The following is a 12,960-nucleotide window of genomic DNA, read 5'->3' on the forward strand; positions in this document are numbered from 1 at the left end:
ATCGTGACGGCCGACGGCGACCTAGCGGGCGAACCCGCCCTGCCCGCAGCCGGGCGCCGCCGGTTCTGGTGGGTGAAGTGGGTGCTCGGGGTGGCGCTGCTGGCGCTGCTCGTCGGCGAGGGGGCCTATCTCTGGCCGCGGCTACACGAGTCGTGGCGCACGCTCACCGAGATGCACTGGGGCTGGCTGGTGCTGTGTATCGCGCTGCAGGCCGTGTCGATGAGTGGTTTCGGGCGGGTGCAGAAGCAGCTGCTGCACGCGGGCGGGGTGGATGTCAGCCAGCGCAAGTCGGTCTCGGTGGTCTACGGCGCCACGGCCATGTCGCTGACGCTGCCCGCGGGCCAGGTGTTCTCCACCGCCTTCACCTACCGCCAGACCCGCCGCTGGGGTGCCAGCCCGATCGTCGCGTCGTGGCAGCTGGTGTTCTCCGGCGTGGTGGCCACCGCGGGGCTGGCGCTGCTCGGTATCGCCGGGGCCGCGCTGGTCGGCAACCGGATCGGGTTCAATCTGATCGCGTCGCTGGTGGCGCTGGCCGTGGTGCTGTTCGTCGGCAACTATCTGGCCCGGCATCCCGGCACGCTCGAGGCGCTGCTGCGCCGCGTCCTCGCGCGGGTCAACCGGATGCGCAAGAAGCCCGCCGACCACGGCATCGCCAAGCTGGCCGAGATCAGGGCCCAGCTCGAGTCGGTGGATCTGGGCAAGAAGGACGCGGGCCTGGTCGGGGTGTGGGCGCTGGTGCACCGCTTCGCCGACGTGGCCTGTCTCGGCGCGGCCTGTTTCGCCATCGGCGCCGACCCGAAACTGTCCGGGCTGCTGATCGCGTTCGCCGCGGGCAAGGCGGTGGGGTCGATCCCGTTCGCGCCCGGCGGCATCGTCTACGTGGACGCCACCCTGATCTACGGCCTCACCGCGGGCGCGGGCCTGCCCGCCTCGCAGGCGGTGGCGGCCGCGTTCATCTACCGGCTGGTGAGTTTCATCCTGGTGGCGATCGTCGGCTGGATCGTGTTCGCGTTCCTGTTCCGCACACCGCACGCCGACGACGAAGCCCTAGAGGCCGAGTTCAAACAGCAGCGCAAGATCTAGCGCAGCGCGGTGATGGCCGCGCGCCAGCCGAGCAGGAACAGCGCGAGCACGCAGGCGGCGACGATGACGAAGCTCACCGCCACGCCCTGCCCGCTGACCGCGCGCAACGCCATCCCGCCGACGAGGGTGCACGCCCAGATGACGATCCCGCCCGGCCACAGGCTGGTCGCGTCGAAGCGCGAATCACGCGCCAGGAACATCGCGACCGCCCAGCCGAGGAGCAACCCGATCCCGAAGGGCCACACCGTCTTCAGCAGCCCGGCCAGCACCGCCTCGTCGTGACTGCGCCTCCCGATCGCGCAGAAGACGATCACCAACACAGCATCGACAGCGAACGGCGCGAATCTCTTCACTGTTCCGCCTCTCCGGGAATTCTGGCCAGATTCAGGTGCGCGGCCGGAAGCAACGCGGCCGCCGGTCAGTCGGCAGTCACGTTAGCCCGTGCCCGGTGAGTTACCCATGTCCCTACGTCCGCGAGGCCGTCGATTCCGACTCAGGGCTCCGGGGTCGCCAGGGACTTCAGCAGGACCGAGGCCAGGCGTGAGGTGGCGTCGCCGCTGTCGACGTCGGCGATGTGCACAGCGAAGACCAGATCGCCCATGGTGGCCAGCAGCCAGCCGTCGTTGCCGCCGGTCGCCGCGAACGCGGTGACATCGCGGAACCCGCGCAGCGCCGCCGTTTCCGGCTTGCCGATGCCCTCCTGCATCATGGCGCGCAGCCGGTCGACGGCGGGCTGTTCGAGCGCGGGGATCGGGGTGTCGGTGGTGCTCGGATGACCCGCTTCGATCATCGGCGGCACCACCGAGCCGCGCGAGATCGCGGCCGCGGCGATCGCCATCCCGAACGGGCTGGCCAGCACCGCGTCCGAGCCCGCGCCCTGACGCACCTGCTCGGTATTGCGGCCGGGCGCGCTGATCCGCCCGGTGACCTCGTCGAGGCCGGGCACCTTGAAGTCGACGCCGACGCCGAGCGCGGTGGCCGCGTCGGCGGCCTCCTGCTCGGTGACGTCCTGCGGCGCCTTCTTCAGTTTCGCGGCGGCGACGGCACGGAACAGGTCCATGGTGCCGCCCGCCGGGTACAGCCCGGTGAAGGCGATGGGCCCCTTCTCCGTGGCGTAGGAGTTCTGCGCGACGGCGACGACCGCGCCGGTGGACGGCTGGATCGCCACCACACTCGCGGGCGTGCCCACGCTGACCACGGCGTCCTCGGCGGCGCGCTGCAAGCGCTGGTCCATGGTGGCGGCGATGTCCGGACCGGCCGGGCCCTGATAGCCAGCGACCTGGTTGACGAACTTGCCGTCGGCTTCGAAGATCTGCACACCCCAGCCGGCGGTGGCCTCGAGGCTGGACTGCCACACCTTGGCGAGCGCGTCGAGCATGGGCGACCAGGTCCGGCGGTCGGCCGAGATCAGCTTCGGCTGCTTCTCCATCACCACGCCGGGCACCTTGGCCATGCGCGGCTCCAGGATCGCGAAATCGCCTTCGCGCAGGTTCACCGCGACGACCGGCTGCCCCTGCGAGGCGGCCAGCTTCTGCATCAGCACGGGACCGGTGATCAGCGGTGCGACCGGCTCGATGGCGTCGGCCAGCGCGTTGGTCGATCCCACCAGGTCGCCGGTGCGGCTCGGGTCGATCTTGATGACATTGATGGTCTGCTCGGTCATCAACGGCTCACCGGCCAGGTCGACGACCTTCGGCGGCGGCTTGGCCGTGGTGCGCACGAGCTTGACGGTGCGGTTGTCGGCCAGCTGCGGCATGATCACCGCCGGGTCCCAGGAGATGCGCCAGCCGATGGCGAGCTTGCGGACGGTGCCCTGGAGTGTGTAGGTCCAGTCCTTGCGCTCCCCGAAGTTCCAGCCCACATCCATGCTGAAGATGGCCGACTGCGCGTCGAGGTCGATGACCTGGGTCTTCTCGTAGTCGACGGTGCCCGACTCCAGGCCCTCGAACATTTGCTTCATGGTTGCGGACGCGGCGGCGGGGTAGGACGTCAGGTCGGCGGCCTTGGTGTAGTCATGGTCGTCGAGCAGATCGGTGAACCGCTGGACAACCGACTCCGCTTCACTCGACTTCCCACCCACTCCGCACGAGCACACCGCGAGGGCGAGGGTCGCAACCCCCGCGATCGCCATTGCGCCCCGGACGCGAAAGCGGCGGGATCCCCACACATCCATATCGCCCACTCTTCACTCTTGCCACTCCGGTAACAATTCCACCGTACCGGAAGTTGACCCGTCTCCGATGCCCCGGTAACACGGGACGCTACTAGACCTCAGCACCTCGATTGTGCCCGAAATCTCGCCCGATGAGGACTACATTTCGAACCTCGCCCAGCCAGTGGCAACATCTGGCGCGCTAACCGTACCGGCGGGCGCGCTCAGTTGTGCGGATCTCGCATTTGTCCGGCGATTCAAGCCGAGGGTACCCACACCCACCGACAGCCAACCGCCCGCGGTCACCGGACGGGCAGCGCTCCCCAGGCCGTTCTCCCAGAGCGCAATCCCGCGGTTCCGATACGGCGTAATCTTGTAATCACCATTACAGACGCAATACCGAGAGCAGGTGATCGCCATGGGCGACAGCCATCGCGACCGTGGATTCGGCCGCCCCGGCGGCTGGCAGCAAGCCGATCTGCCGGACCCGGCCGACGCCGCGGACTGGTTCGCCGGACGATTGCCCGACGACTGGTTCACCGGCCCGCCGGAGCTCGAGATCGACCGCGACGAGATCGTGGTGGTCGGCGAGCTCCCGCGACCCGACGGCGCTTCCGCGGCGACCAGGGAGGGCGCGCTGGCCCGCTGGCGCGAGTCGACCCGCCCGGCCCGCATGCAGATCGCCGACGAGGCCCGCCGCCGTTACGGCCGCAGCGTCGCCTGGGGCGTGAACCTGGACGGCAAGCGAATCCTGTTCACCCACTTGGCGGTCCCGGTGATGACGCGCCTGCGCCAGCCCGAACGCCAGGTGCTCGACACCCTGATCGACGCGGGCGTGGCCCGCTCCCGCGCCGACGCCCTGGCCTGGACGGTGAAACTGGCGGGCAAGCACGCCGAGAGCTGGCTCGCCGAACTCCGCGACGCCATGCGCAAGGTCGACGACCTGCGTGCCGAGGGACCGACCGGGTTGTGACCTAGAGTGGCCTGCATGGATACCGAGCGGGCCGACCCGATTCTCGTGCTCAACGGGCCGAACCTGAACATGCTCGGTACCCGGCAGCCCGAGGTGTACGGGTCCGACACCCTCGACGACGTGGTCGCGCTGTGCGAGCGCACCGCCGCGAAGTTCGGGCGCGAGGTGGTGGCCTTCCAGTCCAATCACGAAGGCGCGCTGATCGACCGGATCCACGCGGCGCGGGGCACCGTGGCGGCCATCGTGATCAATCCCGGCGGGCTCACCCACACCTCCGTCGCGTTGCGCGACGCGCTGGTGATCCCGGAGGTGCCGATCGTGGAGGTGCACATCAGCAATGTGCATGCGCGCGAGGAGTTCCGGCACCACTCCTTCATCTCCCCCATCGCCACCGCGGTCGTCGCCGGGATGGGTATCCAGGGCTACGCCGCGGCTGTCGAGTTTCTCGCGCAGCTCTAGGCCACGCGGAAGACCGGGAATCCCGGTGCGATAGCGGCCAATTCGTCGTCGGTCGCGTTCTTGTCGAGCCCTTCGAAGAAGCGGCCGACCTCCCAGCCCCACTTCTCCAGGTAGAGGCGCAGCAGCGGAACCTTGTCGGCGTCGGCGATCTCGACGCCGGTGAAGGGTTCGATCCTGCGGCCGAGGCGCAGTTCGCCGGTGCCCGCGGCGCGCAGGTTGCGCACCCACTGGGTGTGCCCGCGCGGGGCGACCAGGTAGCGCTCGCCGTCGGCGGCGGTCATCAGGTTGACCATGGTGGTGCGCCACTGCCCGCTCTTGCGGCCGCGCACGGCGAGTAGCCTGCCGCCGGCGACGCTGATGCCCAGGCGGGGCAGCCAGTTGACGACCTTGGTCATGATCGGGTCGATTCCGGTGGGGCCGAGGTAGCGGGTGGCGTTGTCCATGCTGATCACTCCTGAACTGTGAGCACTGCTCTCTGTTGAGCACAAGCATGCGCGCCCAGCGGGCCGTTGTCAAGAGCAGTGCTCTCGTTTTCCTATATGCCGGATTTCGCCGAAGTATTGCCGCGATGGAATGTAGTACTTATGCTACATATCATCGAAGGTCGATGACTGGGAGGAATCATGACTTCGAAGAACGGCGTCGTTCTCGACGTCCAGCGATTGCAGATGCGCTACGGCGACACCGACGTGCTGCACGAGGTGACATTCCAGGCGCACCGCGGCGAAGTGCTCGTCATGCTCGGACCCAACGGCGCGGGCAAGACCACCACGATCGAGATCCTCGAGGGGTTCCGCAGGAGGTCGGCCGGCCGGGTCGACGTGCTGGGGGCCGATCCCGAACACGGTGACGAGCAATGGCGCGCCCGCATCGGCGTGGTGCTGCAATCCTGGCGTGACCACGCCAAATGGCGGGTGCGCGAGCTGCTCGCGCATCTCGGTTCCTACTACGAGCGGCCCTGGGAGATCGACCAGCTGCTGGCCCTGGTCGGGCTCACCGAGCAGGCGGGCGCCAAGATCGCCACCCTGTCCGGCGGCCAGCGCCGCAAACTGGATGTGGCGATCGGTGTCGTCGGCAAGCCCGATCTGCTGTTCATGGACGAGCCGACCGCCGGTTTCGACCCGGCCGCCCGCCGCGACTTCCACGACCTGGTGCACCGGCTGGCCGACCTGGAGGACACCACTGTCCTGCTCACCACCCACGACCTGGACGAGGCCGAGAAGCTCGCCGACCGGATCCTCATCCTGGCCGGTGGCCGCATCATCGCCGACGGCTCCCCCGACGAACTGTCACGCTCCATCGCCGGGGAGGCACAGGTGAGCTGGACGATCGACGACCAGCGCTTCGTGCACACCACCACCGAGTCCACCAAGTTCGTGCACGAGTTGTTCAAGCAGCACGGCGAGGCCATCGCCGATCTCGAGGTGCGCCGCGCCTCGCTGGAGGACACCTACATGACCCTGGTCCGGCGCGCGGAATCCGGCGAGGACAGCGCGCCCGTCCACACTCTCGCGGAGGTCACCCGATGAGCAAGCCAGGTATCCAGCGGGGCCTGATCGAACTGCGGCAGGCCTTCACCAACGCGCCCGACCTGATCGGCCAGTTCCTCACCCCCGCGATCACGCTCGGCGTGCTGTACCTGCTGCGCAACCGCGACTACGCCGGTGGCGAGCTGTCGATCGCCGAGCTGGCGCTGCCCGGTCTGCTGGGCGCGATCATCGCCTTCAACGGCATGTACGCGGTGATCAACGTGCTGGTGCTCGACCGGGAGGACGGCACGCTGCTGCGCGCCAAGGCGGTGCCGAGGGGCATGAGCGCCTATGTCGTCGGCAAGATGGTGTCCAGCTCGGGGACCCTGGTCGCCCAGGTCGTTATCGTGCTCGGTGTGGGCATGCTGATCATCGGAGGCTCCTCGCTGAGCGGGGCGGGCGCGTTGGCGACCTTCGTGTGGGTGCTCGCGCTGGGCATGCTGGCCGTGCTGCCCCTCGGCGCGATCCTGGGCAGCCTGCTCGACACCCGCACCGCCTTCCTGTTGACCATGCCGCTGATGGGTCTGGTCGCCATCTCCGGCATCTTCTACCCGATCACGGCGCTGCCGGGCTGGTTGCAGGTGGTGGGTCAGGTGTTCCCGATGTACTGGCTCGGCCTGGGCATGCGCTCGGCCCTGCTGCCCGGCGAGGCCGTCGCCGTGGAGATCGACCAGTCCTGGCGGCACCTGGAAACCGCCGCGGTACTCGGTGTCTGGGCCGTGATCGGCTTGCTGGTGGCGCCGATCGTGCTGCGGCGCATGGCCGAACACGAGTCCGGCGCCGCCATGGCACAACGAAGGGAAAAGGCGATGCAGCGTGCCTTCTGAGGTCATCTACAACCGCATCGCGATGCTGCGCGCCGAGCGCGGCATCTCGCGACGCGACCTCGCCGAGGCGCTGGGCGTGCACTACCAGACCGTCGGCTACCTCGAGCGCGGCGAATACAGCCCCAGCCTGCACCTGGCGCTGCGGATCGCGGCCTACTTCGAGGTGGCGGTGGAGGTGGTGTTCTCCACCGAACCGTTCCCCCGCCTCGGCACCGGCACCGCGTGACCCCACCGTCCGGCACCCCACGGTGCCGGACGGTGTCGCGCGTAAATCACGCTGTGCCCCTGATCAATTCGAAGGTCGATACCGGCTTGCCCGTGGCCTCGCTGGCGGCGACGGCCTTGCGCCAGTAGCTCTGGGCCAGATGGGAGAAGGTGGCGTCGACGCCGACCTCCTCGCTCGCGTCGATGATGTGCTGGGCGCCCGCGTCCATCATCTTCAGGCTCGCCAGGTCGGCCCAGCCGCCGTTCTGGTTGGCGGTGGCGAACTCCTGCATGAAGTAGGGGTAGGCGTCGCTGGAGCGCACCGCGAAGGGGATGAACTGGTCGATGTCGTGGCCGGAGCGGGCGATCACGGCCAGCGCCTGGTCGAAGGCCAGCAGCCAGGGGTGGAAGACCGTCAGCAGCGCCTGGTAGTAGATCTGGGCCAGGCCGTCGTCGGCGCCGAGGTATTCCTGCGGGCTGAGCGGGCGCAGCAGCTCGGCGTGCGCGTCGAACACCTCCCGCGGGCCGCTGTAGAAGATGTAGGACGCGGGGTGGGCGATATTGTCGCCGGCCGACATGACCCCGCCGGAGAGGAACTGCGCGCCGCGCTCGCGCACCCACGCCGCGCCCTTGCGGGCCTGTTCCGGCGAATCCGAGGACAGGTTGGCGATCACCTTGCCCGCCAACGCTTCCGGCGCCTGGCCGAGCACGTCGTACATGGCGGCGTAGTGGGTCAGGCTCAGGACCGACACCTCGTTGGCGGCCAGCGCCTCGGCGACCGTGGCGGCCCGCTTCGCGCCCAGTTCGACCATGGCGTCGACCTTGGCGGTACCGCGGTTCCACACCGTCACCTCGACGCCTGCCGCGAGGAATGCGCGCACCATGGCCTGCCCCATGGGCCCCAGACCGAGGACGGACACGGATTTCTGCTCGGACATTCTCTGCCCCTTCGTTTCTCGAAGCTGGATTCTTTCGGCGCCGGAACCCATGGTGCTCGGACGGGGCGAGGCCGGGAAGACCGCACGTGGAAGTGTGGTTGCTTACCTGGAGGTCCGAAATACGGTCGGGAGAGGTGCGCGGGACATGAACAGTGATCCAGATCACGATATCTGTGGCATGAGCCTGGCCATCGATGTGGTCGGCGGCAAATGGAAGATGCACCTCATGTGGGTGCTCGGCGAGGGCCCGCAGCGGTTCGGGCAGATCCGCAGGCTGCTCGACGGGGTGAGCGAGAAGGTCCTCACCGAGAACCTGCGCCAGCTCGAAGCCGCGGGCGTGGTGCACCGCGAGATCTACGCCGAGATCCCGCCCCGGGTGGAGTACTCGCTCACCGCGCTCGGCGAGACGCTGCGCGACGCACTGGCCGCACTCGAGACCTGGGGCAACGAGCACCGAGCCGAACTGGTCGGCCGGGTCGCCTCATGACCTAGAGGTACTCCATGGCGATGCGCTCGCCGATGCGCTCGAGCAGCGGCACCGCCTCGGCCATCGAACGCGCCGGATCGGATTCCAGATCGCTGAGCGGATAGCAGCGCCGGAAACCCGCGGCACGAATCTCCCCGGGCGACAAAAGGGTTCGCCCAACCGCCGCCACCACCGGCACCCCGGCGGCCTTGGCCGCCGCGCCAACCCCGACCGGGGCCTTGCCGTGCATGCTCTGGTGATCCAGTGACCCCTCCCCGGTGACCACCAGCGCCGCGCCGTCCACCAGCGCGTGGAACTCGAGCAGCTCGAGCACCACGTCGATCCCGCTGCGCACCTGCGCGCCGAGCACCGCCAGCGCCCCGAATCCGGTACCGCCCGCGGCGCCGGCGCCGGAGATCTCGGCGTAGCCGGTGCCCAGCACCGCGGCCCAATTCGTCAAGGCCGCTTCCAGTTCCAGCATCTGTTTCGGGCTCGCGCCCTTCTGCGGCGCGTACACCGCGACGGCACCGGCCGGGCCGAGCAGCGGATTGTCGACATCACAGGCCAGCGTGAAGCTCGCCTGCGCGATGGCCGGATGCAGCCCGGCCCGGTCCACCCTGCGCACCTCGGCCAGCAGGGCCGACACATTGGAACCCGCTGCGCGCACACCCAATTCGTTGCCGCTGCCGTCGAGCAGGCGCAGGCCCAGCGCGCGCAGGAAGCCCGCGCCGCCGTCGGTCGACGCGCTGCCGCCCAGGCCGAGCACGATGTCGCGGGCGCCGTGGTCGAGCGCGTGCGCGACCACCACGCCGAGCCCGAAGGTGTCGGCACCGAGCGGATCGAGCCTGCCCCCTGGCAGTTTCACCAGACCGACCGCGGCGGCCAGCTCGACGACCGCGATGTCACCGTGACGGGCGTAGACGGCCCTCGACGGTTCGCCGGTGGGTCCCGGCGCGGCCACCGGCACGGCCTGCCAGCCCCCGGCGACGAACGCGTCGACCATGCCGTCACCGCCGTCGGCCACCGGCACCCGGCGCACGTCGGCGAGCGGCCTGCGCCTGCTGATTCCGGTCGCCAGCGCGTCGGCGACCTCGGCGGCGGTGAGGGAACCCTTGAACTTGTCCGGGGCGAGCACCACGCGCGGTCCGATGGTCATCTGGCCATTGTCCGGGCTCGGACGGAAACCCGCCATACGCATTCCGCGACCGGCCGGCGGGGTAGTTTCGACCCATGGCGACCGAGGTCCGCAACAACGCCGCGCTCGAGCGGTTCGAACTCACCGCCGACGGGCAGCCCGCCGGCTATATCGAGTACCAGGACACCGGCGCCGAGCGCGCGCTCGTGCACACCGAGATCGCGCCAAGGTTCGAGGGCCGCGGTCTGGCGAACGTGCTGGTCCAGGCCGCGCTGGACGCCAGCAGGGCCGAGGGTTTCAGCGTGCTGCCGCTGTGTTCGGTGGTATTGCATTTCGTCCAGACCCATCCCGGCTACATCTCGCTGGTACCGCAACGCTCGCGCGAACTGTTCGGTCTGCCTCAATAGCGCGCGACCGCGCCGTCGACGGCCTGCTGCAACTCCTCCTTGACGAACCGGGCGATGTCACCCGGCCGCGGGGGCAACTCGGCGACCGGCGCCCGGAAATACACCGCCGCCGACACCACCTCCTGGCCGCTGGGCTCGACCTTCGGGTCGGGGCGCGGCCCGTAACTCATCCCGAGCGCGACCAGCGCCGGCGCCGCGTCGAGCTTGGCCGCGCGGAAGGCGATGTGGCCGATACCGCTGCCGATCGACTGCACCGCCGCCGGGTCGACGTCGTTGCAGGTGCCCTCCGGGAAGATCGCCAGGTGATCACCGCCGGCCAGGCGCTGCGCGCACACGTCCATCATCCGCTGGCCCGCCGCGTTGACCGCCCGGATGCCGTGGTCCTTGCCGCGGAACACCGGGATACCGCCCATCATGTCCACCTTGCGGCGCTGTTCGGGATCGAGGAACAGCTCGTCCTTGGCCAGTACCCGCACCCGCCCGATCTTGCCGCGCAGCGGCGAGCGCCAGGCAGTGGCGGCGACGGTGTAGGGATCGCTGGTGGACAGGTGGTTGATCGCGTAGATCACCGGCCGTCCGCTGCGCACCAGCGCCCGCAGGCCCGCCTTGGCACCTTCGGCGAAGAACACGCGCGGACGGTAGCGCCGGGCCAGCACCGCATAGGAGGCGAGCGCCTTCCACCGGTTCTGCTGATGTCGCAGGTAGTAGTCGTACACGGCGGCGTCGTCTTCGAGCAGAACCTCGGGCGCATGCATGAGCCGACCCTACCGTCCGCGGTGACGGGCACCCCGGACGAGAAATTTTCCCGATCCGAGGCCTTCCGTGGGAAGCGCGACCCACCGGTCCAATGCGATGATGACTCGGTGGCACGCGGAGACGACCCGGACGAACGGCGTACGCGCGACGGGCGCGGGGACGACCGGCGGCCCGGACAGCCCGCGCGCGGGGTCCGGGCAGGCAATCTGCTCGTGTCGGCGATCGACCTGGTCGAGCCGACATTCCGGCGCACCGTCGTGTACGTGATCGAGCACAACGACGCGGGCAGCCTCGGAGTGGTGCTGAACCGGCCGAGCGAGACCCCGGTGATCGATGTGCTGCCCGACTGGGCCGAGCTGGCCGCCGCCCCGTCCGATCTCTACATCGGTGGGCCGGTCAAGCGCGATGCCGCGCTGTGCCTGGCCACCCTGCACGCGGGCGCCGACATCACCGATGTGCGCGGGCTGCGCCGCGTCGACGGGCGGGTGGTACTGGTCGACCTGGACGCCGATCCGGCCGAGATCGGCCCGCTGGTGGAAGGCGTGCGCATCTTCGCCGGATACGCGGGCTGGTCGATGGGCCAGCTCGGCGGCGAACTCGACAACGACGACTGGGTGGTGGTCTCGGCCCTGCCCGGCGACCCGCTCGCCACCGACCAGCACGATCTCTGGGCCGCGGTGCTGCGCCGTCAGCCGCTGCCGCTGGCCCTGCTGGCCACCCACCCGATTGAACTCGAACGCAACTGATCCCGTTACTCCATCGACAGAGGGAGTGACCCATGAACACCGAGCAGTGATCAGGACCGCCGATGGACGACGGTCGCGACGAACTGATGCGCGCGCTCTACGCCGAGCACGCGCCCGCGCTGTGGCGTTTCACCCTCGGCCTGGTGCGCGATCCCGGCCGCGCCGAGGACATCGTGCAGGAGACGCTGCTGCGGGCCTGGCAGCGCCCCGCCGTCCTGGAACAGACCGAGACCTCCCCGCGCGCGTGGCTGTTCACCGTGGCCCGTAATCTCGCCGTCGACGAGCACCGCAGCGCCCGTCATCGCCGCGAGTTCGGCACCGACACCCCGCCCGAGCAGGTGAGTCCCGATCAGTCCGACCGCGCGCTGGACGGCTGGCTGGTCGCCGACGCGCTGAGCACGCTCAGCGCCGATCATCGCGAGGTGATCGTGCGGGCCTACTACCGCGGTCTCGGCATGCAGCAGATCGCCGACGAGCTGGGGATTCCGCCGGGCACGGTGAAGTCGCGGCTGCACTACGGCATGCGCGCGATGCGCCTGGCCTTACAGGAGATGGGGGTGACGAACCGATGACCGACCTCGCCGACGAGTACAGCACCTGGGACGCCGCCTATGTCCTCGGTTCGCTGGGGGCCGCCGAACGCCGCGAGTACGAGACCCATCTGCTCGACTGCGGGCACTGCCAGGAGGCGGTGGCCGAGCTGTCCGGGCTGCCGGGCCTGCTCGCCCTGGTCGACCGCGAGACCGCGCTGGCCATGATCGACCCCGAACCCGCGCCCGCGCGAGTGCCCGATCTGCTGCCCGTACTCGCCGCGGCCGCCGAGCGCAGGCGGCAGCGCCGCCGGTGGCTGGGGATCGGCAGCGCGGTGGCGGCCGCGGCGGCCGCGGTCGCCATCGCCGTGCCGGTGACCATGACGGTGGCCCGCTCGGACCCGTCCACCGCCCAGATCGTGGCCGCCCAGCAACTGCGCGCCGTCGAGCAGACCCCGATCAGCGCGGAGGTGAAACTCCTGCGCGACGGCGAGCGCACCCGCCTGGTGATGACCTGCCGCTACGCCCCCAGCGCCTACGGTTCCGGCTACACCTGGAGCTACGGCCTGGTCGTCACGGCCGGTGACCAGCGCATCGCCCTGGACCAGTGGCCCGCGGGCCCCGGTACCGAGCTCACCGTCGAACGCACCATCGACGCGGCCCCTGAATCGATCGAATCCGTCGAGATCACCTCGACCGATTCCGGCCGCACGGTCCTGATCGCCGAGCTCTGACCACGCGAAATCCGGCCGCCC

17 protein-coding genes are annotated in these 12,960 nt (G+C 69.7%); 11 read left to right on the forward strand and 6 right to left on the reverse strand.

The features are described from left to right. The first annotated feature begins 3 nt into the window (after positions 1-3). Entirely contained in the window at positions 4-1,083 is a 1,080-nt protein-coding gene (locus tag ACFC06_RS16860) for a YbhN family protein (RefSeq protein ID WP_375931546.1), read from the forward strand. On the opposite strand, the gene ACFC06_RS16865 is transcribed toward ACFC06_RS16860, so the two are convergent. Continuing rightward, positions 1,080-1,436: a DUF3054 domain-containing protein gene (locus ACFC06_RS16865; protein WP_375931549.1), complete on the reverse strand. Its 357-nt coding sequence runs from the start codon at positions 1,434-1,436 to the stop codon at positions 1,080-1,082. The two genes, ACFC06_RS16860 and ACFC06_RS16865, sit on opposite strands and share 4 nt — an antisense overlap. 140 nt (positions 1,437-1,576) lie before the next feature. After that, entirely contained in the window at positions 1,577-3,163 is a 1,587-nt protein-coding gene (locus ACFC06_RS16870) for an NTF2-like N-terminal transpeptidase domain-containing protein (RefSeq protein WP_375931552.1), read from the reverse strand. A 490-nt stretch (positions 3,164-3,653) separates the two neighbouring features. Here ACFC06_RS16870 and ACFC06_RS16875 point away from each other — a divergent pair, with 490 nt between their 5' ends. Continuing rightward, a complete protein-coding gene (locus tag ACFC06_RS16875) occupies positions 3,654-4,208 on the forward strand; it encodes a hypothetical protein (protein WP_375931555.1) in 555 nt (184 codons plus the stop codon). Positions 4,209-4,223: 15 nt separating this feature from the next. Next, positions 4,224-4,667: a type II 3-dehydroquinate dehydratase gene (gene aroQ, locus ACFC06_RS16880; protein ID WP_375931557.1), complete on the forward strand. Its 444-nt coding sequence runs from the start codon at positions 4,224-4,226 to the stop codon at positions 4,665-4,667. Here aroQ and ACFC06_RS16885 read toward each other — a convergent pair. Then, positions 4,664-5,110, reverse strand: coding sequence for a nitroreductase/quinone reductase family protein (locus ACFC06_RS16885; RefSeq protein WP_375935544.1), 447 nt, complete (start codon positions 5,108-5,110; stop codon positions 4,664-4,666). The genes aroQ and ACFC06_RS16885 overlap by 4 nt on opposite strands. A gap of 180 nt (positions 5,111-5,290) precedes the next feature. On the opposite strand from ACFC06_RS16885, the gene ACFC06_RS16890 reads away from it, so the two are divergent. Genes ACFC06_RS16890 through ACFC06_RS16900 form a run of 3 tightly spaced genes read left to right on the forward strand, consistent with a single transcriptional unit; the run spans position 5,291 to position 7,249 of the window. Continuing rightward, positions 5,291-6,196, forward strand: a complete 906-nt coding sequence (locus ACFC06_RS16890; RefSeq protein WP_375931560.1) for an ABC transporter ATP-binding protein — start codon at positions 5,291-5,293, stop codon at positions 6,194-6,196. After that, a complete protein-coding gene (locus tag ACFC06_RS16895; RefSeq protein WP_375931563.1) occupies positions 6,193-7,023 on the forward strand; it encodes an ABC transporter permease in 831 nt (276 codons plus the stop codon). The genes ACFC06_RS16890 and ACFC06_RS16895 overlap by 4 nt, the downstream gene beginning before the upstream one ends. Continuing rightward, positions 7,013-7,249 carry a helix-turn-helix transcriptional regulator gene (locus tag ACFC06_RS16900; RefSeq protein ID WP_375931566.1) on the forward strand — a complete coding sequence of 79 codons (237 nt, stop codon included), beginning with the start codon at positions 7,013-7,015 and terminating at the stop codon, positions 7,247-7,249. Before ACFC06_RS16895 ends, ACFC06_RS16900 begins: the two co-directional genes overlap by 11 nt. 46 nt (positions 7,250-7,295) lie before the next feature. On the opposite strand, the gene ACFC06_RS16905 is transcribed toward ACFC06_RS16900, so the two are convergent. Continuing rightward, entirely contained in the window at positions 7,296-8,165 is an 870-nt protein-coding gene (locus ACFC06_RS16905; protein ID WP_375931569.1) for an NAD(P)-dependent oxidoreductase, read from the reverse strand. A 145-nt stretch (positions 8,166-8,310) separates the two neighbouring features. On the opposite strand from ACFC06_RS16905, the gene ACFC06_RS16910 reads away from it, so the two are divergent. Then, complete coding sequence (locus ACFC06_RS16910) at positions 8,311-8,652, forward strand: winged helix-turn-helix transcriptional regulator (RefSeq protein ID WP_375931572.1); 342 nt, start codon at positions 8,311-8,313, stop codon at positions 8,650-8,652. Between the two features lies 1 nt (position 8,653). Here ACFC06_RS16910 and ACFC06_RS16915 read toward each other — a convergent pair whose 3' ends face one another. Further along, positions 8,654-9,787 (reverse strand): glycerate kinase, encoded by a 1,134-nt coding sequence (locus ACFC06_RS16915; RefSeq protein ID WP_375931575.1) that lies wholly within the window; start codon positions 9,785-9,787, stop codon positions 8,654-8,656. A gap of 74 nt (positions 9,788-9,861) precedes the next feature. On the opposite strand from ACFC06_RS16915, the gene ACFC06_RS16920 reads away from it, so the two are divergent. Next, positions 9,862-10,173 (forward strand): GNAT family N-acetyltransferase, encoded by a 312-nt coding sequence (locus tag ACFC06_RS16920; protein WP_375931578.1) that lies wholly within the window; start codon positions 9,862-9,864, stop codon positions 10,171-10,173. On the opposite strand, the gene ACFC06_RS16925 is transcribed toward ACFC06_RS16920, so the two are convergent. Then, a complete protein-coding gene (locus ACFC06_RS16925; protein ID WP_375931581.1) occupies positions 10,167-10,928 on the reverse strand; it encodes a lysophospholipid acyltransferase family protein in 762 nt (253 codons plus the stop codon). The two genes, ACFC06_RS16920 and ACFC06_RS16925, sit on opposite strands and share 7 nt — an antisense overlap. Before the next feature lie 108 nt (positions 10,929-11,036). On the opposite strand from ACFC06_RS16925, the gene ACFC06_RS16930 reads away from it, so the two are divergent. From ACFC06_RS16930 to ACFC06_RS16940, 3 genes are all read left to right on the forward strand, one after another. Continuing rightward, positions 11,037-11,675: a YqgE/AlgH family protein gene (locus ACFC06_RS16930; RefSeq protein WP_375931584.1), complete on the forward strand. Its 639-nt coding sequence runs from the start codon at positions 11,037-11,039 to the stop codon at positions 11,673-11,675. A gap of 62 nt (positions 11,676-11,737) precedes the next feature. Next, complete coding sequence (locus tag ACFC06_RS16935; RefSeq protein ID WP_375931587.1) at positions 11,738-12,247, forward strand: sigma-70 family RNA polymerase sigma factor; 510 nt, start codon at positions 11,738-11,740, stop codon at positions 12,245-12,247. Beyond that, positions 12,244-12,939, forward strand: coding sequence for an anti-sigma factor family protein (locus ACFC06_RS16940; protein ID WP_375931590.1), 696 nt, complete (start codon positions 12,244-12,246; stop codon positions 12,937-12,939). Before ACFC06_RS16935 ends, ACFC06_RS16940 begins: the two co-directional genes overlap by 4 nt. Positions 12,940-12,960 lie beyond the last annotated feature (21 nt).

The sequence above is a fragment of the Nocardia sp. NPDC056064 genome, from assembly GCF_042266925.1.
GTDB lineage: Bacteria > Actinomycetota > Actinomycetes > Mycobacteriales > Mycobacteriaceae > Nocardia.

Bases quoted from the DNA above. Each gene is read 5' to 3' on its own strand.
- ACFC06_RS16910 (WP_375931572.1), top strand. From the start codon at position 8,311: ATGAACAGTGATCCAGATCACGATATCTGTGGCATGAGCCTGGCCATC.
- ACFC06_RS16885 (WP_375935544.1), bottom strand. From the start codon at position 5,110: ATGGACAACGCCACCCGCTACCTCGGCCCCACCGGAATCGACCCGATC.
- ACFC06_RS16915 (WP_375931575.1), bottom strand. From the start codon at position 9,787: ATGACCATCGGACCGCGCGTGGTGCTCGCCCCGGACAAGTTCAAGGGT.
- ACFC06_RS16890 (WP_375931560.1), top strand. From the start codon at position 5,291: ATGACTTCGAAGAACGGCGTCGTTCTCGACGTCCAGCGATTGCAGATG.
- ACFC06_RS16935 (WP_375931587.1), top strand. From the start codon at position 11,738: ATGGACGACGGTCGCGACGAACTGATGCGCGCGCTCTACGCCGAGCAC.
- ACFC06_RS16905 (WP_375931569.1), bottom strand. From the start codon at position 8,165: ATGTCCGAGCAGAAATCCGTGTCCGTCCTCGGTCTGGGGCCCATGGGG.
- ACFC06_RS16940 (WP_375931590.1), top strand. From the start codon at position 12,244: ATGACCGACCTCGCCGACGAGTACAGCACCTGGGACGCCGCCTATGTC.
- ACFC06_RS16920 (WP_375931578.1), top strand. From the start codon at position 9,862: ATGGCGACCGAGGTCCGCAACAACGCCGCGCTCGAGCGGTTCGAACTC.
- aroQ (WP_375931557.1), top strand. From the start codon at position 4,224: ATGGATACCGAGCGGGCCGACCCGATTCTCGTGCTCAACGGGCCGAAC.
- ACFC06_RS16895 (WP_375931563.1), top strand. From the start codon at position 6,193: ATGAGCAAGCCAGGTATCCAGCGGGGCCTGATCGAACTGCGGCAGGCC.
- ACFC06_RS16875 (WP_375931555.1), top strand. From the start codon at position 3,654: ATGGGCGACAGCCATCGCGACCGTGGATTCGGCCGCCCCGGCGGCTGG.
- ACFC06_RS16925 (WP_375931581.1), bottom strand. From the start codon at position 10,928: ATGCATGCGCCCGAGGTTCTGCTCGAAGACGACGCCGCCGTGTACGAC.